We start from the raw sequence: 22,270 nt of genomic DNA on the forward strand, positions 1-22,270 counted from the left end.
CGTTGAGGTCCCAGGTTCTTATTCTGCGGATCTGTACAGTTTAGACAGGTCGCATAGTAGTTGCCTTCAAAGTCTCCGGGAACAGTCTCCGTAGTGTTGTACTCGAAGAATCTCGCTGAAACATTCAGTATTTCCTCACTGTTTGTCCCAACAGTTGTCTGAGCTGGTGCGTTCCAGACGGCCTCTACACGGGCTTTAACGTCGTGGATCTGTCCTACACGGTCTTCTCTGTCTCCTTCGAACTCGTTGTTCGTAGATCCTAGATTGTCCTCCCACTGGCGGTGTACTGCCGAACATCCTGTGAAGCTTCTGCGGTACTCTGTCCGTGTGACCTCGAAGTACCTTTTCTCAGCGTTAAGCCATGCCATTTCGCCGCCGTCAATGTTGTAATTACCGGTGTTACCCATAACAATCCATGTTGAAAGAGTGTCGGCTCTTCCTCCATTTGCTATGGCGCCTCCCCAGTTCATTACCGCACCACCCCATCCTCCTCCATTATCTCCTGTGTTGGCACATCCGTCCTCTTCCAGCGTCCAGTATGCCTCATCCAGTTCCTGTACTGTGAACTCTTCTCCGTTCCAGTCAGTTACCGTGGCCTCAAGACTCAGATTCTCCATCTGGAAGGTTTCCCGGTTTTCGGTAGGTTGATCGATAGTGATGTTTAAGATGCCTCTTACCTCGACCGGTACGTTTTCTACCGGTGTGGCGCTCCATCCTTCCTCTGGGTGCGAGGCGTTTATCTTGAGATCGTACTCTCCGTAAGGGAAATCTGGTCTTGGATTCCATTCAGTGTGACAGAGGTAATCATCCCACCAGGTATCCTGGTTGTCGTCCTGGGCGTTGCTGTACTCCGTCAAGTTAACCGTACAGCTCGCTATCCGTTCATTTACCTCTGTTCCATCCGCACTTGTGCCGTTCAACCAGAAGTATGCTGTGGAGTTCCCGACATCGTACTGTGTGCCTTCAGATACGAACGGCGTTGTAACATTTGCCGCAAGCTTGAGTTCATCCGGCTCCTTCCACGGACCAGGATTCCTGTAAACAACTCTGTCCGGGAGGTTGTTGTAGTTATCGCCGTCCTCATCGTCCGCGGTCTTCGTACCTAGAACGGCCTCGTTGTTGTCCCGCCAGTAAGCTGAGACGTTAAGAACTTCTGGTAGAACAACCGTTTTGTTCTGTCTGTAAGGCGGTTCAACCTCGAAGTACTTTTCAGAGCTATTCTGAAGTATTACACCGGTCTTGTGCGCTCCTTTTGTAAGCTTGGTGGTGTTAAGCCGGTTGACGGCCTTCCCTGAGCTATCTGTCAACTCAGTGAAGTTATTCGAGTAGTTGTTGACCCAAAAAGTTACCTCGTAACCGGAGACGTTCTCCAAGCCCTGTACATCCACTGTCGTTGAAATATTTGTTGTGCCGGCCGGCGGCAGGTAACGATCCGGATCGTAGCTATCAATACTTACCTTTCTTTTACCTTCCGTACTCCTGACCTCTGTATCCTCCACTATGTAATCGTTGTCCGCTGTCAAGCTAAGTGTGCCTGAGCCGTAGATATAGCTTGGAACGTTGAAACTCGAGTTCTGAGATGAACTTATTGTAATAGGCAGGTTATCGTCATCTTTGTAACTCCATGTGTACGCTATATCCAGTTCGTCCGCAGCATTCGTCGAAGTACTTATAACAGAGCCTAGAGGGACTTCTTCCGCATAAAAAAGATCTAAATCCGTCGGCTCGAGTACAGTGACGTTCGCTACATCCACCAAGTCGATTTCAGCTGTCTGATTCTGCCTTAAGATAGTTGTATTAACAGCAGACGTATTTTCCAACCGGGCTTTGACCGAGTGCTGACCTGGGCTGTAGCTCGCTCCAAGATCCAGTACGGTCTCGACGGTTCCGCTGCTGTCTGCGGAAAGCTCTCTTATCTTCTGTCCATCTACATACCATGAAACGTTGAAATCGCTCCAGGTCTCGTTTATATCAGATTCGTTGGCTCTCAAGCCGTCTCCAGTTACCACATCAGCCTGGAAACTGTAACTGTGGTTCTCACCGTAGTCTCTAATCTTATCGCTGTCGCCCTCTGATATGTTGACGTTGATCACTCTCTCAACCAGTAGGTCATGGGTCTCGAACCCATCTTGGTAGTACTCGAAGTTATCGATGTATGCCGTAAGATCCACGTCCCCGGAGATATAATCCGGTACGGTCCATGTCCGTGATTCTCCGTTACCGATCAAGTCGTTGGCAGTATCCCGGTCGCTGACATTCCAGATTAGATCGTAGTCAATCGAGGAATCCGGGCTGCCACAGCTATCGGCCAGGCTGGCTTCAAGTGATACATCATCGCCTTGGTTGTAGTTCGTACCGCCCTCATCAATATCCTGTGGGCTGGTGATATCGACAGTCAAGTTATCGTAGACGCCGACAGTGCCAGAATCCTCGGACTGGAATACCTCGTAGACCGAACTGGAACTGGAGATGTTCACATCTACGCTGTATGCGCCAGGGAGATCGCTACAGACAGTGTTCCAACTGTAGACCGACCTTCCGTTGTTAGCAGATACAGCTGTCTCGAAACCGTTGTTGATGCTGTAACCTACCTCGAACTCCGAACTATCGACCTTTGTCCCGGAAGGTGTAACTATCTCGGCTTCCAGATCTCCGGTGCCTTTCCTGGAGATCTCGGCGCTGTCGGAGACGAACTCCGGTCTGACCACGTTCTTCAGAACAAAGCTGCTGTTGCCGGCGGAACCGGGTTCGTAATCCGATCTTGTTGCCGAAACACTCCAGTTATGTGATCCAACGGAAGCTAAAATATTCGGGTCATAACTACATTCGTATACGCCGCCACCGATCTCAGTTTCACTACAGCTACCTGAAGGCGTGCTGTAAGAGACTGAGGCGCCTGTAACCGGGTTGCCAAGCATGTCGGTGATGTTAGCTCTTAGATCTGTCGTCAGGTCATAATCTCCGCTGAAAGTCTCGGAGTTGTTCCGGAAAACAGGATCAGCCTCCTGAGCTGAAATATTCAAGCTTCCTCTAACAGCTCTTTGTGCCGTGTTATCGAAAGCCCGGTAGTCTCCTTTCTCAAGTACAACTCTGAAAGCGGTACTTCCCAGTTCTTGTTCATCCGGTATGTCAAATGAGTTTTCAAATCCGGTGCTGTCCGTTGTCCCGCTATCAACTATGTTCCCATCCCAGTAAACACTGTAATCGACGTTTTCCAGAGGACCGGATCCGTCTGTAATCTCTGAGAGGTTATACGTTAACTCCGTTCTACCGGATGCTGCGTCGTAACGGTACAAAGGCCCGGAAGATACGTTAAGATCTGCTGAGATCGGTGTTCGGACTTTGAAGCTGCTGTTGATTTCCTGCTCGTATCTGTAACTATCCTTAGACGCTGTAACGTTCCAATTATACTCTCCTGCGTTCAGTGAGTTGCCTGGATTGAACTCGCAGATGTACTGGCTGCTTTCCTGGTAACGGGCCTCGCAGTTTCCGTTTGGAGTGTTAAATTGGATGTTTGCGTTGTTTATTTCGTTTCCTAGTCGGTCTGTGACTTCTGCGGTAAGATTGATGCGGTCACCTGAGGCATAAACTACAGGTTCGGAACTCAACGTGGTATTAAGAGTACCTTCGACTTCCACAGTTCTCGTAACGTTGTAAGGCCGGTACTCATCTTTAGTTAGCTCAACCCTGAGAGCTGTTTCTCCAACCGATTCTTCATCCGGTACATCGAAGCTTCCAGCGATACCTGACGAATCAGTTGTCCCTGTTCTCACCGATTCCTCGCTCCAATAAACGCGGTAATCGACACTTTCCAGATCGGCATCGCCATCAGTAATATTTGAGAGGCTGTATGAAACTGAAGTATTTCCGGACGAGCCGTTATAGCGGTACACGATACCGGAACTACTCGTTAAATCTGCTGAGATCGGTGTTCGGACTTTGAAGCTGCTGTTGATTTCCTGCTCGTAGCTATATGAGTCTTCCGATGCGTTTACACTCCAGTTGTATTTTCCTGCGTTCAGTGAGTTGCTTGGGTTGAACTCACAGATGTAGCTGCTGTCAACGTGGTAGCTGGTTTCACAGGTTCCGGAAGGAGTGTTGAAAATAACTGTCGCATTTTCTACAGGGTTCCCGAGCTTATCCGTTAAGTTTGCGGTAAGATTGATGCTGTCGTTGGAGGCATATACAATCTCTGGCGATCCCAGGGTTGCGTTCAGATTGCCTTTGACGTTAATTCTCTTCGAGTAGTTGAGAGGCCTGTAGTTTCCGTTAGCCAGGGAGAGGTTCAGCCATGACTCGCCTAGAGCCTCCGTGTCCGGAACGTTAAACTCTGCGCTACTTCCTTCTGAATCAACCGTTCCCGTATCGAAAACACTGCCGGACCAGTAAACCGTGTAATCACTGCTGTTCAGATCTCTGCTTCCATCAGTGATATTTGAAACATTGTAAGCTATCGAAGTACGTCTGCTTGAACTGTTGAATCTGTAAACCGGGCTTTCGGTTACAGAAATATGCGCAGAGATCGGAGTACGGACCACAAGACTGCCTTCTGTTTTCTGCTCGTGTTCATAGAGTTCTTTGGTCACCGTAGTGTTCCATTCGTATTCTCCTGCGTCCAGTGAGTTGCTTGGATCGAATTCGCAGATGTACTGGTTCCCGTCTCTGTAGCTTGTATCGCACGTACCTGAAGGCGTGTTAAACTGAGTGTTTGCGTTGTTTATTTCGTTTCCTAGTCGGTCTGTGACTTCTGCGGTAAGATTGACGGAATCATTTGATACATATACGAATCCTTCGGTATTCAGGGAAGTATTTACGTTGCCCTCCACGTTAAGAGTTTCTGTAAGGTTGTAAGGCCGGTAATCTCCTTTTTCGATGCTAACTGTCAGGTTTGTCTCTCCAACTGTCTCGGTATCCGGCACATCGAAGCTTCCGCTGAAACCGGTACTGTTCGCAGCTCCGGTCTTAAACCGGTTTCCGCTCCAGTAAACTGTGTAGTTCAAGTTCGCTAGTCTCTGAGCGCCGTCAGTGATATTTGAAACATTGTAACTTACCGAAGTAGTCGCTGAAGAACCGTTGTATCTCCTGACAACGCCTTGAGTTGTCGTCGTATCTGCTGAGATCGGTGTCCGGACTTTAATCGATGCGTTCTCGTCTTCCTCGTAGACATAGAACTCCTTGGATATATCAACGCTCCAGTTGTATTTTCCTGCGTTCAGTGAGTTGCTCGGATTGAACTCGCAGGTATAACTGTTTCCATTACGGTAGTTGTTGACACATTCGCCTCCAGGTGTCTCGAAGGCTACTGTCGCATCAGTTATCTCATCGCCGTACTTGTTCGTCACGTTCGCTGTGAGATTGATGCTGTCGTTGGAAGCATAGACAATGCTCTGTGAACCAAGGTCGGTCTCTAAAACTCCTTTAACAGTTAGAAGCGTATTCACGCTTTCCGAGTTGAAGTTACTATCTGTCAACGTGAAATTCAGCCATCTGTTTCCAAGTGGCTCGTCATCAACAAGATCGAAGCTACCGGCTTCCTCCGAGCCGGAAACCTCACCGTTACCTATCACAGAACCATCCCAGCTGAGTGTGTAAGACGGGTTAACCGGGTTGCCAAGCAAGTCCTTGATTCCCGAGTAGTTGTAGACTACGCTGCTGTCACTGTGACCGTCCGGCCGGTAAACCACTTCAGATTCAAAGCTAGTGTTCTCAACTGTGAAGTTCCCATTTAGTATAAACTGTCTTGAAACACTGCTTCCCACAAAATAATCGTTTGAATCAAACTCGATACTCCAGTTATGCTGGCCTACAGGTTCCGAGAAATCCTGGAGGCTGAAACTACAGTGACCGGTGCTGTTCGGCTGTCCGAAATCCAGACTACCTCCATCTACTTTAACCCTACAGATAACATCCTCAGAAACATAACCTCCTGTAACATTATCCATTAGACGTGCTTCGAATACCGCATCCTCTCCTCTCCGATCAACTGTTTGCCCATCCCCGGAAACATACTCTGCGACAGTCTCATGTCTCTCAACGTCAATGCTCTCCACGGAGCTGTTTTGAGCGTTATGTAACTCCTCTAGACTTGAGTTAACGTCTTGGAACTCGTAAAGATAAGAGACTCCTTCCGTCCAGTTCATGTAGGATTCGATCTCAAAGCTGGTGTTTTCCGAGATCGTCTTAGTTGATCTCTGAACCCAGTCCGTCCCTACCTGTGTCCAAAGTGTCACGTTGACCTGGTCGGATTCGGTATCGTTGAACGAGCCGTTGAAGCTGAAACTTTCTCCCCAGTAGTCCGGAGCGCTCGTGTTCCGAGAGGTCAGCTCAGGTGCGAAGTTCGTTGAACCTCCGACACGGTACTCTGTCGAGCTATGTGTATCCCCGCTCGCCCCTACTCTCGGCTGAATCCAGTTGAAGCTATCGACCTGACCGTTTCCATCCTCATCTTCCATACAGACGTAGAAAGCAGTCTCATCTACGTTCCTGCTTTCCCACTCGGAACAACCCATAGAGTCTGGAGTAATATCTGTGAAAGAACCGTTGTTGTTCCAATCAACTTCCAGGAAGTTGTTACCTGAAACCTCTGAATCATTGACAGTTAGATCGACTGTTACATTCACGAACTCGGAATCCGTCCGACTAGTATTCCGGAAAACAGTTACGTTTCTAGATACAGTTGAACCCTCGCTGACCGGAGTTGTAGAAACGGCCACCGGCGCAGCTCTCTGACTGTTATTATACCATAAGTAATCGTTTTCTCTTGAACCTGAACCGAACATCCAGTAACTTAGATCTGTCGGCAGATCGATGTAAGGCGTTGAAATATTGAACCTTCTGTCGTTCAGAACTATCTCGCTTGTACCCTGGTTGCTGAGAACGTTACTTATCTCAGTCGAAGTTATGTCTTCAACTCTTACCGGTACCGCAGGATTCGTAGGATAAGCTATCTCCAACGCCCGGTACATTATCTGCTCTCCTGCTGTAATATCTCTTCTCTCTGCCCAACGCGTAACTCCTTCCGTACTGGAAACTGTCTGGGAAACATTGTAGCTGTATTCGACGCTTGGATCTGAAACACGGAAACGCCCGTCCGAATCAGATTCAAACCTTAAACTCACGTTACAGGACAAACTGTTACAGGAAGAAAGCTCGTTGTTGAAAGCGTTCACGAAGTCGGCGCCGGAAACTGTCTCCGACCCGGTGAAAACACCGTTCTCAACCCATTCAGCGTTCCCGTCGGCTCTGATATCTGCGGAAAGATTTACCGGCAGATAATACAGATTGAATATCATGCTGTCCGAGGTCGAGACCCCTACCTCGTCTCCCGTCAAATCACGTATGTCTCCTGATTCAAGGCTTTCAATCCCGGAGTTCTGCTCGTAAGTATTTTCCACGCCTCCCGTCGAGTTCAGTACTACAAGCCGTCCGTCATCTAGGCCTGCGAGAATTTCAGGTCCATCCTGTCTGGAAAGATTCCCGGTCTCCAAGCTCATCACCTTGCTTCCAACATCAGTCTCCCAGTACGTGCCTGTCGAATTAAAAGCCATCACTCTGCCCGAATCTGTGCCTGCGATGACTTCGTTCCGTGAATCTCCGGCTACATCTAGAACGTCTACTGCACGGAACCACTCCGAACCTGAACTTGGGTGCTGAGATACTAGGTCTCCTGCGGAATCAAGTACGACAACCCTGTCCTTCGTACCTGCGATGACTTCGTTACCGGTATTGTTCGAAACATCTCCTACAGCGAGATCATAGGTCCGTTTTTCAGTCGAATAATTCCAGATTTCAACTGAAGAACTGTTTAAAGCAGATATAACCGATGGGAACTTGGATGCTATAACCTCTTGGCCCTGGTTGGAACCGAAGGAATCAACCCTTACCATGTATCCCTGGGAAATATTTTCAAAACCGTTTTCATAAACGAAAGAATCCGAGGAAGAACCATCATCAAGCATCAAGTTGAAAGCAGGGCTTTCACAGTCTGAACAAGTTATAGTAACGTTCTGATTTTCTGAAATATCGTTGCTGTCAACCTCCGTTCTAACCCAGTCATATGCGAGACTGGTGTTGCTCCATACGCGGACAGAGCCACCCATGTCTTTCAAGAGACTGTTTCCGTCTTTTCTACTGTATGTGTTTTGATCTGAGCTAGAATCAAGTCCGATAAACATTGATCGGCGGCCGCAGCCGTCACAGGAGAGTGTTATGTCCTCTGCGTTTTTTACATCGGAGTTGTTGATCTCTATTTTGGTCCAGGATGTGTTAATAGGTCTTTTTTCTACTTCAACATGGTATTCGCCGGAAAGAAGGGAGCTGTTGTGATATGATTCTCCGGATACAGTGTCATCGTAGAGTATATTGTAGCCTGAGCTACATGAACGGCAGCTAAAGCTTACGTTTGTGTCCTCTCCGAGAGCTGATGAGTTAACGCGGGTGTAGGCCCATGAATGGTTCAGTGACTTGTTTGTCCAGGTCCGAACCATGTAGTCCTCAGAAACCACGGATTCCGAGCTACCGTTCCTGTAGAACGAGTGGTTGCCGGTGCTGGAATCCTGCATCAAACGATAGAACTGGCTTCCGTTACAGCTGTCACAGCCGAAGCTAACGTTTTCTCCCTGCGCTATGTCTTCTTTCTCCACACGGGTTTCAACCCAGCTGTAATCCAGAGATGAATTGGTCGAAAGATTAACCATGTAATCGAACCCGAGATCGGTATCGTAGTTTGTACCGGAACCGAGGTAATACTGGGAGTTTGCCCCGGATGTAGAGTTATCTCCTTTCAACCTGTAATGACTGGACGAATTACACTCTCTACAGTTGTAGAATACGAACTCTTCCTGTAAGTTACCTGTATCTACAGGTGTTGTAACCCATTCTGCGCCCGAACTACATGCGGGAATCTCCGATACGTTTACATCGTACTCAGTGTTGCTCAAACCATTGCCCTTGAGTACCAGATCATCCACTCGCGAACCTGTATAACACATAGGTGCTGAAACGTATGTTTTTTCAGCTCTGAAACTTGAAAGATCAAAGGCAGAAAGATCGAATAAGGTATGCGGAGGATTTGTGTCATCTTCACACCCTATACAGCTTTCGTTTTCCCATGAACCATCGTTTATGCTGAAGTTACGTTTACTTGCCGCCGAGATCTCCGATCGGTCTATATCGTAACGAGAGCCGTTTACAGTAAGGTAGGGCTGTCCAGATTTGTTCCCGAAATAGGAAAGCGCCGACTTGATGTAAATATCTTCCGAGTTCAAATCATCCGGTATGTCGTACCAGAGATTGAACGTCGAGTTCTCTCCATTAAGAACTTTTGAATCATCCGCTACGCTGTCGTCAGCTTTGAAGCTTTTCTCGCTGTCCGCCTTAATTTTCTCGGATGCTATAGTATAGTTTGAATCTCCTACGGAAACAGTTATGTCTCCGTTCTCTCCGTTAATCCTGTTGAAAGCTGCTCCAATGTAAACTGAGTTGTTCTGACCGGGATCAAAGCCTCCTGTATAGACTGTAGAGTCCTGTATACTGGCCACAGATCTGAAATCCGAGGCGTTGGATGCTTCAATAATCGGAGAGGAACTAGCATTAACACTTGACCTGTTTAAACTGTAGGTATTGCCGTTGACTTCCAGACTGAGGTTTCCTGTGCCTGAAGGGTTACGTGCGAGAGGCAACTTAAGGTAAACGCTTTTTGACTCGAAATCTTCTTGAGGTAGTTCTAAGGTTAGATCGTTCTCTCCCAGAGACGCCATGTCCTCGAAAGAACCGTCATCGGATTTTTTCTCAAAAACCGCGCTACTATCTACAAGCTCTTCGTTTATATCGTAAGTCGTCCCGTTCAATATTAGCTCTAAGTCCTGACTCTTATTGTAGTAGTTAAGCGCAGTTCTGATGTATAGTCCGTCTTCACCTCTGCTGATCTCGTAAGGTAGTGTGAAGCGCGAGGAGTTCGTATCGCAGCCCAGGCAAGTGAAATTCTCTGGTTCTCCATCGTCATTGCTGTAGAAGGCACTCTCTGAGGAAAGTTCGCCGGCGGCTACATCGTAGTACTCGAAACCGTCAATGCTTCTTATCTCCGTACCGTTCGGATAAAGATACTCCAGACTGTTTTCGGTTGCTACAAACACTTCATCCTCCGAGGATAAGACCTCGCTGTCACCTGACTCGATACTATTTACGCTGTTCGACGCAGTGTAGTTCCAGAGACTGCTTCCATTGGATTTAAACGCTTTCACCGTCGAATCCTCGAATACAAGAATCTCTCTTCGATCATCGGCGGAAAGCTCAGCGAACTCAATTCCCTGTCCGGTTATATTCATTAATGACTCGCTCTCCAAGCTCTGGAGCTGGATTGAGAAGCTATCAACGTTTGAATTCCCCGGTAACTCGAAACTTCTCTCCTCTGATCCGTCAATATCAATTACCTCGCCATTGTAACCTGGATCAGCGGTTTCACCATCACTTGACGGATCACAGCTCCAGAAATTCGAATTAAAGGCACATAGCTCATACTGTATAATGGGATTGTCTAGATTAAGCTGGAAAGAGCTTTGCTCATGTTTTCCGGAGCTATAAACGGTTCGGGAAGAGTTTCCGATTGAAATATTTGCGCCGTAAGATCCAAAACTGTTTACATCGTAGATAATCCGTCCGTAGGAATTTTGACTTCCCGTCCAGTCCGATCTAACCGTGTCTCCTGAAACCTCGGCCGGGTTTTCTACCCATGAACCGCTCTCTCGGTATTCTAACCGGTTGAAAGACAGGCTATCGCTGTTTTCTACAAGCTCGAATATGATGTTACCGTCCTGAGTTGTGTTGAAGTAGACGGTCCAGTTGCCGTCAGAGCTGCTGTCTTGTACGTACAGGTCGGCCACGGAGTCAGCTACATTCAATCCTGTCTGCCCGGAAACAGATCCTATAAGCAGAACGGCGAATGTGAGTCCAGCGGCCAAATGTATGTAATTTGAGGTTTTCAGGTTTTCAAAACTGTGAGGACTCACTATGGTTTCAACTTCGGTCTCCCGGTATAAAAAACCTCCATGGCTAATGAGGTCTAGACTGTTTTTGAACGGTCAGAATTGTTTTAAGGAGTATTGTAAATTATTAAACCTCTCTCAGAATTGTTTAACTGTAGGTCGTTGATGAAAATTCGCTATAACTGCTTAAAAACAGCCCGAAGTATTTACTGTATCACAATATTGGTGTTGCTGGTCGGGACTGCTTCTGCCAGCGAGCTGGCAAACCCGTCTACAGACGGAGACTACCGTGTAAACCAAGCTGTCAACTTTTCAGTTCAGAACAAGACTTCGCTTACCAATATGTCTTTACAGCTAGCCGCACCAGAGTCGGGGTGGAAGTCCTTTGAAATGAGTTACGAAGACGGTGGGTATGGTGTAACGGTCCCGGGCAGCTATTTCTCTAGTAAAGGAATCTACCGGTATCGGTTTACGAATGGCTCGGTAAGCTTTCCCTCAGGTAGCTTCCGGCTCTCTATTTCCGCACATAACCAAACATTTAGATCTAGGGCGTTGAACCTGACTGAAAATGTTTCTGAAAGCCAGGACTGTCCATACAATACGACTGACAGCAGCTGCGGTTATGAAACCTTCCAGGCGGAGATGATGCTTTCGAACCTTGAAGCATATGTTCAGACTGACAACCAGACCTTTCTAAACCGTTCTCTTGATTACGCTCTTTCAAGCTATGATGATACTGGCGGACTCTTGGGAACTTGTAACCATGCGGAAAACGATTTTAGCTGTAATGATGATGGTAACGATGATGAGTTGGAAGTATCTGCGGGTTTAAGACAGGGATCGCTTGTAAACGCACTCTGGAGGGTTTATGGTGCCACAAACAACAGCGCTGTTAGAGCGCTTGCGGAAAACTATTCCAGGGGTTCTGCGGAGGGCTGTGACGTCTGGTCCGATGACTTCAAGTGTAATACCTCTACCGGTCAGGGAGAGATGATACAAGGTTATTGGAGGGCTTATACAGTTACAGGAAATCGGAGCTACAAGTCGATAGCTAAGAATCTCTCAGCCACAAACTATTCTTCTCCTTCCGTCGCCGAAGCTCTGTTCGATGCTTACAAACTCACAGGTAATAATTACTACAGTGACCGTGCTAAAAATATTTCCAAGACCTTATTGAGTTCTTACCGGAACGAAAGCACAAATGTTTCTGAGAGAACGCATTTACGGAGTTTGTTAGCTTTCTGGAATGGTTACGAAGCCACAGAAAACTATGGGTACTATTTCCATGCGTCAAATCTTACCTCCTACTCTGAGAATTATTCTTGTAATCCTTCTAACGCCAGTTACCGGTGTAGTTTCCCGGATACGCAGGGTCTTCACTCAAGAGTATACTGGGACGGTTTAAAATACAGGAAAGATGAGGAACGCGGTTTCTCGGACCCGCAGTTTGGACAGGAAACTGTATTCGGCATAAATCTTAGCTTGAAACCTCAGATGCGCGGTGATATGCGTGATCCAGAAATCCTCTACCGTATGCGAGGTAATAAAAACTGGAGTTCGTGTGACATCAATCTTCTTGACGGATGTACTCTGCCGGCGTCTAACGTCTCAAATCAGACCGTCTACAGTTACAAGTTCAGAGATGGAAATCTCAGCTTCCCGGAGAACGGAAGCTTCCGGTTCAGTATCTCTCTAGGAAGTGAGGAGCTTGAAATCGAGGCAGAAAACTTTTCCTCGGCGAACCCGGAACAGTACTGTCAGCCTTGGAGCGGCGATTTTTCCTGTGAGGATTCTTTTTACCAGGCGGAGATGATCGACGGTTTCAGCACCGCGTTTTTACATAATACTATTGAAAGTTACAGGGAGGGGCTGGTCAGCTTTATTGAATCGCCGTTCCGAACTCAGGCAGGATCGACCCCGGCCTGTAGCCCTGAAAAAGACGATTTTAACTGTAACACTTCAAGCGTTGTCGAAGATCTTGAGGGAAGCTTGAGGCAGGGACGTCTGATACAAACCACTCTTGAATCCTACAGAAGTACCGGAAATTACTCGTTGTATGAGACCTCTCTGAAGTTCGTGAAGGGTTCGGCAGAGGACTGTGATGTCTGGAGACAAGACTTTAACTGTGGAAGCTCCGAAGGACAGGCTGCGATGATTGACGGATACTGGGAAGCATACAAAGTTACAGGTAATGAAACCTACAAAGAGGTCGCTTTAAACCTTAGTCGGCAGGCACAGGGTAAAAATGCGACGGAGCGTTTAGGTTCTGCTCTTTGGCGGACCTATAGTTATACAAACAACAGCTCTTACAGCGAACAAGCTTCAAATATCACAGATTCTTCTCAGACAGGGTGTGGTGCGAACTGTGGTCCTGAAAGCTACGGTCTGGGTATCCGGCTGTTTGAAAACGCCTATGTTTACGGAGATAACAACACATATCTTCCTGAGTATAGGTCTCTGCTTGGGAATACCACTTCTTCCGGTTGCGGTCCTTTCAAAGGAAATTACAGCTGTGAGACGCCTGAACAGCAGGGGCTGATGGTTTCCGGTCTTTACACGGCTGCTTATACGGTTCCTTTGAACTATAATACTTCTGAAAGTTTTGAGGTGCCGGAGACTGTACAGGCAGACAGCGGTTTTGAAGCCACCTGTGCGGTCACCAACAGGCTTCAGAGTGCTAATCTCTCCGATGTACAGCTGGAGCTTGTACTTAATTCAGGGCTTTCAACCCAAAACTCCACTTACTCTGCTAGTTCGCGGCTTCCATACGGTAACTCGACTTCGAATACCTGGTCTGTGACAGCTGGATCCGGCGGCCAGCAGGATCTGAGCTGTGTGATAACGTCTTCAAGCGGTTTAAGAGAAACGCTTTCAGCTACGGTAACTGTTCAGGAAGAAGAGGAATCTGATTCCGGAGGTGGTGGTTCAGGGGGTTCGTCAGGCGGAGGGATACCGTCAGGTGCTTTTGACGAGGAACCGGAACTACCTGAAAATATAACTTTGAACTACAGCTATGTGGGAAACTACAGCTGGAACAGGACGCGTCTTGAACAGCTAGGGTTCGATCTTTCCAATAAGAACCTTAGCTTTAATGCCACCTGCCTTGCCGTTGAAAGACGACTTGGATACAATCAGTCCCGTTTAAAGCTGGAAAATACCTGTGGCGAAACCGACTTGCTTATAGCAGATCAACTCCCGTCTTCACAAGGTCGAAATATTAGAACCGCAGTGTTCGAAGACTTTAATGGCTCGAGAACGATCGAGTATGGTTTCCGCGGTCACAGAAACTGGTCTAGGCCTTCAATAGTTTTCTCAAGACAGCTTGAAGATTTACAGATACAGCACCAGCTGGAAGTTATCGGAGAGTACGGTATGCTGGACATAGATCTTAACCGAGAGAGCAGATGCGTTTTAACCCGTTCAGGACGCCAGCTCTACAATGGAACTAGTACATCCCTAAAGTTCAATATCAGCCTGGAAGAAGGCCAGAATATGATTCTCTTTGACTGTGAAACTGCTTCGGAGCGTTTTACGGCGTATAGAGAGTTTGAAGCTCAGGAAAATGATGGAGGTATCTTGCCGATCCTTGGAGCGGCTGTTCTGATGTTAATATTGTCTGGAGCAGTATATCAGAGAGATCAGGTTATTAGTTTCTCTAAAACTGCTGTTTACCGCTGGTATTTACACAGATTTGAGAAAGCAGTAGAGAACGGAGACGTGAAGAGGGCAATAGAGATTTACAAGTCTCTTGCTTCATTACTTGGCGTAAGCACCTCGAAGCGTTTGCTGGATTCGGATATAGAGTTGATGAGAGGTATTCGAATATACCTGGTTATGGATCTTGTTCAGTCAGGGATAGAAGAAGATATGGACTTGCCTATGGAAGATATAGAGCAGATAGTTTACCGTTACGTCGAGGGAACTGACAGTGAGGAGGTAAAGAAACTGGTAGTCGAGAAACTTGAGGAGGTAGTTGAAAACGAAAGCAAGTAAAAAAGAAGCCTTTTTTGCTTAATTCTGTCTTTTGGTCTTCCGACGGTACTCGCCGTACTTGTCAGGGTATGAGAACTTCGGAGGACGGGCCGTAACGGTTTTCTCTCCGTCGAGTTGTTCTTTCATAGTGTACCGTCCGTCCTTTGTTTTCCGTATCATACCTTGGAAAACTCGAATGTTCCTTCAAGCTCTTCGGCTTTCTCCCGGATTGAATCAACGGCTTCGTCCATGCGTTTTTTAGCCAGCTCCGGGTTCCGTCCCCATGCTGTGATCGCATACTTTGGAGCTGAGACATACTTTGCCTCGACTGCGTCTCCAAGGTCTTCGAAAGCTTCCCGGATTCTGCGGACTCCATCGCCCTGTTCGAACTCGAGTCTGATCTCTCCTTCGAACTTCTCCTGTTTCAAGTTGATGTTTTCACGGGCAACTTCTTGGATTGCCTCGACAGTTTTTTCGTCGAACATCTCGAGAAGTCTTTCCTCTTCGCCTACCGAGATCTCGAAACCTGTGAATGAAGTTCCGAACTCTTCTTGGAGCTTGAAACCTACTTCTTCGTAGATCTCATCGGTTGACATGTCTAGTTCGTCAGCTAGCTGTTCTAGGAACGTACTTGCTTTCTTTTCCTTGTTCCAGCGAGCCATTGCGTCTTTTTTCTGTTTTTCGTTAACTCTCTTTAGAGAAAGATTGATCGATCCGTCGCCGATTTCAATTACCTGTGCGACAGTTTTCTCGCCTTCGCTGAGTTCTTTAGTTACGTCCTGAATCCATGAACGAGCAACTTCTGAGATATGGATAAGTCCGCGTTGACCTTCGTACTCTTCAAGGTCTGCGTAAGCGGAGTTCTTATCGACGTCAGTGATGCTGACGACTACGTAGTCTCCTTCGTCGGGAGAGTCCTTGTACCACTTCATTCTGCTGCTAGTTCTTCGACCACGTCTGCTTTTATATCGGCTTTGCCGCCGGTTGGAACAAGCAGTGCTTCTCCGCAAACCATGCAGTCAACTTTGTTTGACGCACGGGAGTAGACTATCTGCTGGTTTCCGCATTCGTGGCATTCGATTCGTAGAAAGTTCTGTGCCATTAGTTGAGAACACCTGTGTGTTTTTGGCTATCCTGAAAATTTGTAATTTTCATTAGTATTTACCTCTCAATCTCTAGCTTCGCAGCTCTTAGCGGCTCGGAAGGTTTCCATGATTTACCACATTCGTTACATGTAAACTGTAGGTCCTTCTTCTCGCTTGTAGGATTCTTACGTCCTCTGGATCGGATTGCAGGGTTTTCATAAGGGAATGATCCATATCCGTGATCGATCTTTCTCTGCCGTTTCCTAAACTTCTTTTTGAACGGAGAGTCAGATCGGTTAGTAACTTCCTTCACCGTCTGATCGGTATGTTCATCACAGTTCGGGCAGTACCGTCTCTGTTCCTTTGGAATCTTTACCATAGGTATTGTCAGTCCACTAACCTTTAAAACAATCAACTTCTTGGAAACCGCTCAGTCCAAAACGACTGTGGTTCCATCCGCCTCACCGGGGTTCTCAATGTTTTCATTCGTTCCAAGGAAGAGCTTGGTCTCAATACTGGACCGTTCGATGATATCGACTGCGGTTCCATCGATCAGTTCGTGGCCGCCGGCTTCATTGTTCCCGGAGATCACTTTCCGCAATTCGTCCAGTCCGATCTCCTCGAACTTTTCAGCTCCTTCCTCGTCGGGATCTCGGTCGTAGACTCCGTCAATCCTTGTTGCGATGTAAAGATCTGCTTCAAGCAACTCTGCGGCGATCGCGGCTACAGCATCGGTCGAATGACCTGGTGTTAAACCTCCCATTACCACGTTCTTGCCTGTCGAGGCTGCTTCCCGGATCTCGTAGGCAGTCTCCGGAACCTTTGGGTACGCATCCATCGCAGTCATCAAGGTCTTTGCGTTCAAACGAGTGCCTGTGATTCCCACCAGGTCCTGTTCGCCCTGGTTCCCGAAGTTCCCGGCCGCATGAATGTATTCTTTCAGTCCGCCCGCTCCAGTAACAGCTATTACCTGTTCTTCATGGGATTCAAGTGCTTGTGCTAGCTCGCCTAGGTTTTCAAGGTTCTCCGTTACAAGTGATCCGCTTATTGCAAAAACTTTCGTCATCTCTTATTTCATCTCCGCGCTTCCACGGTTTACAAGTATCTCCGCGTTATCCTCCGGTATCTGAACTTCCTCGCCCTCATCGTAAGGACCATAACTTTCCAGATCGGTCCCCATGAACTCAGGGACCTCGGAAGTTATCTTCACCTTCGTGTAGCCGTCTTCAACTTCTTCAGCCTCCTGAATGTTTTCTTCTTCGGTTTCTTCCGTACTTTCCTGTCTTTCCGAAGTTGTCTGTTCCTCGAAGTCCTCTACATCATCGAAGTCGGTATCGCCACCTCTCCGTTCTTCCGCCCGTTCACGGTGATCGCTGAAAACAGTTTTCAGCTCCCGGAAAAGCTCGTTTTCGAAAGGCAACATGTTTGCCGGTGTAGATCCGCCGTCTGACTTCGCATTTATCTTCGCTGTCCGTACTATCTTATCTTCTCGTGTGGATATAATTTTCTCGAAGACTCTTTCCGCGTTACGGTACTCACGTTCCGCTCCGATCTCCTCTTTCTGCTTGAAATAATCAGAGACCTTTAACATGAAGTCATCGTCCAGATCGGTTAATTGCTGACTTCTCGACTCTTCTTTCTGTACCTTTCTCAACTCGCTGAAAGTAATGGCGTCTTCCATCTATAATCTAAACCGGATCGAAGAGTTTTTTATCTCCCACTTCAGTCCAAGCGTTTGATTTCTCCGTCGCCATCACACTGCCTGACGTGTTTTTTAAAGGACTTTTTCTGTTTGTACTCTTTCCCGCAGTAAGGACAGGCATACATGTCCGTTTCCTGCTCGTTGCCCCCTCCGGACTTTCTGAAAGCATACGTCACCGGGTTAGAGACCTGTTCTTCCAGGTTATCGCCCTCGTATACCTGCATGTCTTTGTAGTAGCCATTCGCATCGTAGTTCGGTGGCGGGACAACCTCGTCCTGCCGGCGATGCCAGTTCAGCTGTGATTTAACGTAAGATTCCCGCAGCGGTTCCTTGTTCTCATCGTTCCAGTTCCAGATCCGGGATTCAAGCTCCTCCCAGCCCATCCCGATCGTCCGGAAAAAGTTGATCAAGATCAAAAGCGCTCTCTTCCGGCCATCGGCCAGTCCGTCCAGGATGTTCATTATGGTTGGAGGCCAGTTTTCCTCCTCTATAACCTCATCGGGCGTATCGAACTCCTTGTTCAGGTTTCTTCTCTCCTCGATCTGTTCTTGCTGTTCTTCCAGAAAATCCATTGCCTGGACGACAAGTGTTTTCGCCTCATTTTCCTTGAAGCTATCCAGAAAACCTTTCTCGAAACTTACCTTGTCTATTTGGGCATCCGAGCGCTCGAAGCCTCCGATTTCATCCGGGGTGATTGGAAGGCTCACCAGCCAGCTTGAATCATGTAACGAGTACGGCATCCGGAACAGGTGGCGTTGACCCCAGTTGTTCTCGATATCGCTGACGCTGTAAGGGTCGTTGCCGTCATCGGTCTTCATTTCTTCCTCGAAGCCGTGATCTCGCACCTTTTCAACCATCCTGTCCTTCAAATCGTCTCTTATGTACTGTATTATTCCTCTTGGAAGCGCAGGATACATCTTAGCTACTTCCTTATCGTTTACTTTTTTCGGGAACGCTTCAGAGCGCACTCCTATGTGAAAGCCACGGTTCCCGGAGAACTTGACGCTGATTTCCTCTATGCCGTGCTGACGTAGCTCCTCGATGACTAGTTCGGCGGTGTCTTTCGCCAGCTCGAAGGATGGATCACAGTCAATATCTATTACAAGATCCCAGCCGGTACGAAGGTTCGAAAGATCGGATACATCATCTATCAGCAAAGGATTTTTCCATCTTTCAACCGATGAGTGGAAGGAAACCGCTCCATCGTCCACAAAGTTCAGGTAATCGCCGGGGAAGTTGATCGCATCAGGACGTCTGCCGTACCCGTTCGGGTATGTCGGGGCTATCTCCCGGTACTCGGCAGTTTCTAAAATGTGCTGTTTTACCTCGTCTTGTTCGTAGTACTGCCGGATCTTCCAGTCCTGTGGTTTTCGAGAATTTTCCTCGTCGCTCATGATAAATTTGGTTCTCTGAAGGTTCAAGTATTGCCAGTATCGAGTTAATCCGAGTAATCTACGTGGTCTAAAATGCTGCCGTAAACTTCTCTTGCCGATTCTTCATCTACTTTGTATATTACAGCTTCCTTGCCTTCGACTTCGTAAACAGCTCCTTTCCTCTTCATTCTGTTCAGAGTTCTTTTGGTTTCCGAACGTTCTCCCAGCAGGTTTTGAGCGTCTCCGAATGTAAACTCGGAAAGATGTCTGGCGACTGCGGCCTCATCCAGCCTTCGTTTTACTTCAGACATCTTTCCTTCTCACCTCTAAAGTTACTCTTCTTCAATTCTCGGAGCCAGTACGAAGCTCAAAAGTGCTTCATCCGGTACTTCGAACTCAAGTCTCATCGGGAAGTCATCGCCAATCGAGAGCTTGACAGTATCCGAAAGCTTCTTTGCCCCGGTCATGTCGTTTAGGTAATCAAGTGAGAACATTGACCGTGCGTTACCGCCGGAAAACTCCAGTACTCCTTCGGCATCGCCGTCGATCTCGAACTCGACGTTTGACTGATCTCCCTCAGCCTTGACGCGCAGACCTGCGTTATCGGACTCGATTACAACTGAGTCTCCGACAACAAGTGCGTCCTTTACAGCGGATTCGAGAACTTTTGTTTCAAGCTCTGCTGTGACCGCATACTCCAAGTCGTCGGTGGAGGGCATGTCGTCTTCCGAGAGGTTCAGGATTGGAAGTGAGAACTCTCTTACCGAGGAACTCTCCATTGTGATGTAGAACTTCGAGTCTCCACGGGTCTCCAGTATAATTTTATCATCGGAGTTAGCACGTCTCAAGATTGAGTAAAGGTTTTCCAAGTTTAGACCTACGTTTGTCTCCTCGTCGAGATCGTAGCTTTCGAAAACGTCTTTTTCGATCTTGAAATCGACCAGTGCGACCATCGCAGGGTCGGCTGCTACCAGTTTTACACCATCTTCGTTCAGCTGGAAAATCCCCTCGCTGATCAGATCGCTGATGGTTTTCATCGAGTCTTTCAGTAGTGAGACGTCCTCTAGCTCCGCTTTAAACATTTTGATTCACCTTGTTACTGCGTAGAGTTAACAACTTTTTTAACCCTGTCACGTAGTTCTTCATCGACGCCTTCGAAGTCCTGGACAGTCTCCGCCTGGATTTCAAACGAATCAGGTGTTGGCAGCACTCGGCCGAGAACACGGACACGCTGGTTTTCCTCAAGATCTTCCATCAGTTCTTCCTGCATGAATACCTCGACTGTTCCAGTCGAGTCATCTACGGTGATCGAGTCTTCGTCCTTTGAAATTATTGTTCCAACCACTCGGACGCGGATATCGTCCCGTGGATCGATTTCAGTTACGTCTTTAGGTACCGCTGGCGCTCTTCTCTGTTGCTCTGGCATAATCACCCAACTTCGATTAACTGTTTTAACCATTGTCGTAACGGAACCGACAGTAATTCAAACAACCCTCTACAATTCAAACCCATGGACCTGCTCGGAAAACAAGCAGAGGAAGCCAAACAGGGAGTTCAACAGGTATCGGATCAGATCGACCAGCTGGAATCACATCTCAACGCGGTTGATTCCGCATTACAGGATTACATGGAGAACTCGGGAGCGGTCCTGAACGCCGATCTGAAGGTCGAAGAATCCCAGACCAGTGAGATAGACCGGGAGAAAACTGAGATCCAGAGGCTTGAATCCAAGATTGATGAAATGTCCGAACAGATGAGCAGGATCCAGAAACACCAGCGAAAAAACACGGAGATGATAAAACAGATAACAGACTCTCAGCTGCTTGATACGATACAGAAGATCCGTAAACTGGTCAACACATCGAACAAACGGTTCTACAACCTTCAATCAGACTTCACCGATCTGGAAGACCGGCTGAACGAGCTGGAAAACGACTTTGTTATGGAGGTAAACTCACGGGAGTTCGACTTCGAGAAAAAACTGGACGCCCGGAAGTTCAAAGAAGAACGAAAAGAGGTTCGGGAAGAGCTAAGCAAGCTTAGAGCCTCGGTAAACTTCCTCGCAGATGACGAAGAGGAAGATGAGTTAAGAATAGACTAGAATAATCTAGTCGTATTCCTTGTGAACGTTCCCACACTCTGTACATTCATAGAAACGTGTCGGTGGCTCATCTGACGCTCTTGTCTGTTCCATCCACCATTCATGGTCTTTCTCATCGTCGTTGTTCTTGCTACATGCCGGACAGACCTTTTTTGTGGTGGCTCGAACAGTTTCCTTATCATCGCTTTTCGATACGTTCAACCGGTCCATCGGATCGTCTTCTTTCTCCTCGGTGATCTTCAAGGACTCTCCTTCAGCATCATGGATTTTACCGCAGTTCCTACATTTCATGACGGACTCTCCCTCGTGTTTCTCTGAGACGAGCATTCCGCCACAGCTTTCATCTTCGCAGAACTTCATATGAAGAAAAAATAGTCGGACGCAGCTTTTTAAACCAATTCATCAACCGGTCGAACCAGTTTTGAAGCTAACACTCGTCCAATAATATATGGATTTTAAGCAAAAGTACAGCGAGTTCTTCGAGAACCTCGATCCCAAGTATTTCAACGAGGAGCGTTTCGTACCGGCTGTCGGACCGGAAGACGCCAAGTTCGTCCTGATAGGTGAGGCTCCTGGCGCAAACGAGGTAGAGGAGGGAGAACCTTTCGTCGGACGCGCAGGAAACCGGATGGATGAGATTCTTCACAAGATCGGGGTCGACCGTGATGAACTATACATTACAAATCTGGTTAAGATCCGGCCGCCGGATAACCGAGATCCGAAAAAAGACGAGATAAAGGCGTGGGCGCCGCTACTGGAAAAGGAGCTGGAAAACATCGAGCCTGAAGCCATTGTAACACTTGGAAACTTCGCATCCAGAGAGATGCTCGATACCTCGAAAGGCATCAGCAAGATTCACGGCCGAACTTTCAGGAAAAACGGCTGGAAAATAATGCCGGTCTACCATCCCGCAGCCACTTTATACGATCGGAGCAAAGGCCCGGAGCTGGAAAAAGACCTGCGGAAAGCCTTCGGAAAACGAGATGCCGGACAGCAGAGCCTGAAAGACCTGTAAAAATTTAGAGGGTTATAGAAAACTTTCCAGACAGAGGGTT

Annotated in this window: 15 protein-coding genes (1 of these 15 only partly in view); 3 read left to right on the top strand and 12 right to left on the bottom strand. The window is 47.6% G+C overall.

All coding sequences use genetic code 11. The features are described 5' to 3' along the window. Nucleotides 1-10,958 carry the start of an Ig-like domain-containing protein gene (locus tag SVXnc_RS01505; RefSeq protein ID WP_347722199.1) on the bottom strand. It extends 17,224 nt beyond the left edge of the window, so 10,958 of the gene's 28,182 nt are visible here — the first part of the coding sequence; its start codon is at nt 10,956-10,958; its stop codon lies beyond the left edge, outside the window. Between the two features lie 249 nt (nt 10,959-11,207). Between SVXnc_RS01505 and SVXnc_RS01510 the strand changes: the two genes are divergently transcribed. After that, nucleotides 11,208-14,975, top strand: coding sequence for a hypothetical protein (locus SVXnc_RS01510; protein ID WP_347722200.1), 3,768 nt, complete (start codon nt 11,208-11,210; stop codon nt 14,973-14,975). Nucleotides 14,976-14,993: 18 nt separating this feature from the next. Here the strand turns inward: SVXnc_RS01510 and SVXnc_RS01515 are convergent, their stop codons facing one another. Genes SVXnc_RS01515 through SVXnc_RS01560 form a run of 10 tightly spaced genes read right to left on the bottom strand, consistent with a single transcriptional unit; the run spans nt 14,994 to nt 20,540 of the window. Next, complete coding sequence (locus tag SVXnc_RS01515) at nt 14,994-15,134, bottom strand: nucleolar RNA-binding Nop10p family protein (protein WP_347722201.1); 141 nt, start codon at nt 15,132-15,134, stop codon at nt 14,994-14,996. Continuing rightward, nucleotides 15,131-15,886, bottom strand: coding sequence for a S1 RNA-binding domain-containing protein (locus tag SVXnc_RS01520; protein ID WP_347722202.1), 756 nt, complete (start codon nt 15,884-15,886; stop codon nt 15,131-15,133). Before SVXnc_RS01520 ends, SVXnc_RS01515 begins: the two co-directional genes overlap by 4 nt. Continuing rightward, nucleotides 15,883-16,056, bottom strand: coding sequence for a 30S ribosomal protein S27e (locus SVXnc_RS01525; RefSeq protein ID WP_347722203.1), 174 nt, complete (start codon nt 16,054-16,056; stop codon nt 15,883-15,885). Before SVXnc_RS01525 ends, SVXnc_RS01520 begins: the two co-directional genes overlap by 4 nt. Before the next feature lie 59 nt (nt 16,057-16,115). Next, nucleotides 16,116-16,418: an eL42 family ribosomal protein gene (locus SVXnc_RS01530; RefSeq protein WP_347722204.1), complete on the bottom strand. Its 303-nt coding sequence runs from the start codon at nt 16,416-16,418 to the stop codon at nt 16,116-16,118. Between the two features lie 51 nt (nt 16,419-16,469). Continuing rightward, nucleotides 16,470-17,105: a UMP kinase gene (gene pyrH, locus SVXnc_RS01535; protein ID WP_347722205.1), complete on the bottom strand. Its 636-nt coding sequence runs from the start codon at nt 17,103-17,105 to the stop codon at nt 16,470-16,472. A 3-nt stretch (nt 17,106-17,108) separates the two neighbouring features. Continuing rightward, nucleotides 17,109-17,720: a DNA replication complex subunit Gins51 gene (locus SVXnc_RS01540; protein WP_347722206.1), complete on the bottom strand. Its 612-nt coding sequence runs from the start codon at nt 17,718-17,720 to the stop codon at nt 17,109-17,111. A 41-nt stretch (nt 17,721-17,761) separates the two neighbouring features. Beyond that, nucleotides 17,762-19,135: a DNA primase small subunit domain-containing protein gene (locus SVXnc_RS01545; protein WP_347722207.1), complete on the bottom strand. Its 1,374-nt coding sequence runs from the start codon at nt 19,133-19,135 to the stop codon at nt 17,762-17,764. Between the two features lie 44 nt (nt 19,136-19,179). After that, on the bottom strand, nt 19,180-19,425 hold the full coding sequence (locus tag SVXnc_RS01550) for a hypothetical protein (RefSeq protein WP_347722208.1): 246 nt from the start codon (nt 19,423-19,425) through the stop codon (nt 19,180-19,182). A gap of 21 nt (nt 19,426-19,446) precedes the next feature. Then, complete coding sequence (pcn, locus tag SVXnc_RS01555; protein ID WP_347722209.1) at nt 19,447-20,196, bottom strand: proliferating cell nuclear antigen (pcna); 750 nt, start codon at nt 20,194-20,196, stop codon at nt 19,447-19,449. A gap of 14 nt (nt 20,197-20,210) precedes the next feature. Beyond that, on the bottom strand, nt 20,211-20,540 hold the full coding sequence (locus SVXnc_RS01560; RefSeq protein ID WP_347722210.1) for an OB-fold nucleic acid binding domain-containing protein: 330 nt from the start codon (nt 20,538-20,540) through the stop codon (nt 20,211-20,213). An 84-nt stretch (nt 20,541-20,624) separates the two neighbouring features. On the opposite strand from SVXnc_RS01560, the gene SVXnc_RS01565 reads away from it, so the two are divergent. Next, entirely contained in the window at nt 20,625-21,215 is a 591-nt protein-coding gene (locus SVXnc_RS01565) for a hypothetical protein (RefSeq protein ID WP_347722211.1), read from the top strand. A 6-nt stretch (nt 21,216-21,221) separates the two neighbouring features. Here the strand turns inward: SVXnc_RS01565 and SVXnc_RS01570 are convergent, their stop codons facing one another. Then, complete coding sequence (locus SVXnc_RS01570) at nt 21,222-21,575, bottom strand: RPA12/RPB9/RPC11 RNA polymerase family protein (protein WP_347722212.1); 354 nt, start codon at nt 21,573-21,575, stop codon at nt 21,222-21,224. 88 nt (nt 21,576-21,663) lie between these two features. On the opposite strand from SVXnc_RS01570, the gene SVXnc_RS01575 reads away from it, so the two are divergent. Further along, a complete protein-coding gene (locus SVXnc_RS01575; protein WP_347722213.1) occupies nt 21,664-22,230 on the top strand; it encodes a uracil-DNA glycosylase in 567 nt (188 codons plus the stop codon). Nucleotides 22,231-22,270: the final 40 nt, after the last annotated feature.

The sequence above is a fragment of the Candidatus Nanohalococcus occultus genome (assembly GCF_029207735.1).
GTDB lineage: Archaea > Nanohalarchaeota > Nanosalinia > Nanosalinales > Nanosalinaceae > Nanohalococcus > Nanohalococcus occultus.

Coding starts and splice junctions, on each gene's coding strand:
- SVXnc_RS01515 (WP_347722201.1), bottom strand. CDS start 15,134: ATGATACGGAAAACAAAGGACGGACGGTACACTATGAAAGAACAACTC.
- SVXnc_RS01520 (WP_347722202.1), bottom strand. CDS start 15,886: ATGAAGTGGTACAAGGACTCTCCCGACGAAGGAGACTACGTAGTCGTC.
- SVXnc_RS01525 (WP_347722203.1), bottom strand. CDS start 16,056: ATGGCACAGAACTTTCTACGAATCGAATGCCACGAATGCGGAAACCAG.
- SVXnc_RS01530 (WP_347722204.1), bottom strand. CDS start 16,418: ATGGTAAAGATTCCAAAGGAACAGAGACGGTACTGCCCGAACTGTGAT.
- pyrH (WP_347722205.1), bottom strand. CDS start 17,105: ATGACGAAAGTTTTTGCAATAAGCGGATCACTTGTAACGGAGAACCTT.
- SVXnc_RS01540 (WP_347722206.1), bottom strand. CDS start 17,720: ATGGAAGACGCCATTACTTTCAGCGAGTTGAGAAAGGTACAGAAAGAA.
- SVXnc_RS01545 (WP_347722207.1), bottom strand. CDS start 19,135: ATGAGCGACGAGGAAAATTCTCGAAAACCACAGGACTGGAAGATCCGG.
- SVXnc_RS01550 (WP_347722208.1), bottom strand. CDS start 19,425: ATGTCTGAAGTAAAACGAAGGCTGGATGAGGCCGCAGTCGCCAGACAT.
- pcn (WP_347722209.1), bottom strand. CDS start 20,196: ATGTTTAAAGCGGAGCTAGAGGACGTCTCACTACTGAAAGACTCGATG.
- SVXnc_RS01560 (WP_347722210.1), bottom strand. CDS start 20,540: ATGCCAGAGCAACAGAGAAGAGCGCCAGCGGTACCTAAAGACGTAACT.
- SVXnc_RS01565 (WP_347722211.1), top strand. CDS start 20,625: ATGGACCTGCTCGGAAAACAAGCAGAGGAAGCCAAACAGGGAGTTCAA.
- SVXnc_RS01570 (WP_347722212.1), bottom strand. CDS start 21,575: ATGAAGTTCTGCGAAGATGAAAGCTGTGGCGGAATGCTCGTCTCAGAG.
- SVXnc_RS01575 (WP_347722213.1), top strand. CDS start 21,664: ATGGATTTTAAGCAAAAGTACAGCGAGTTCTTCGAGAACCTCGATCCC.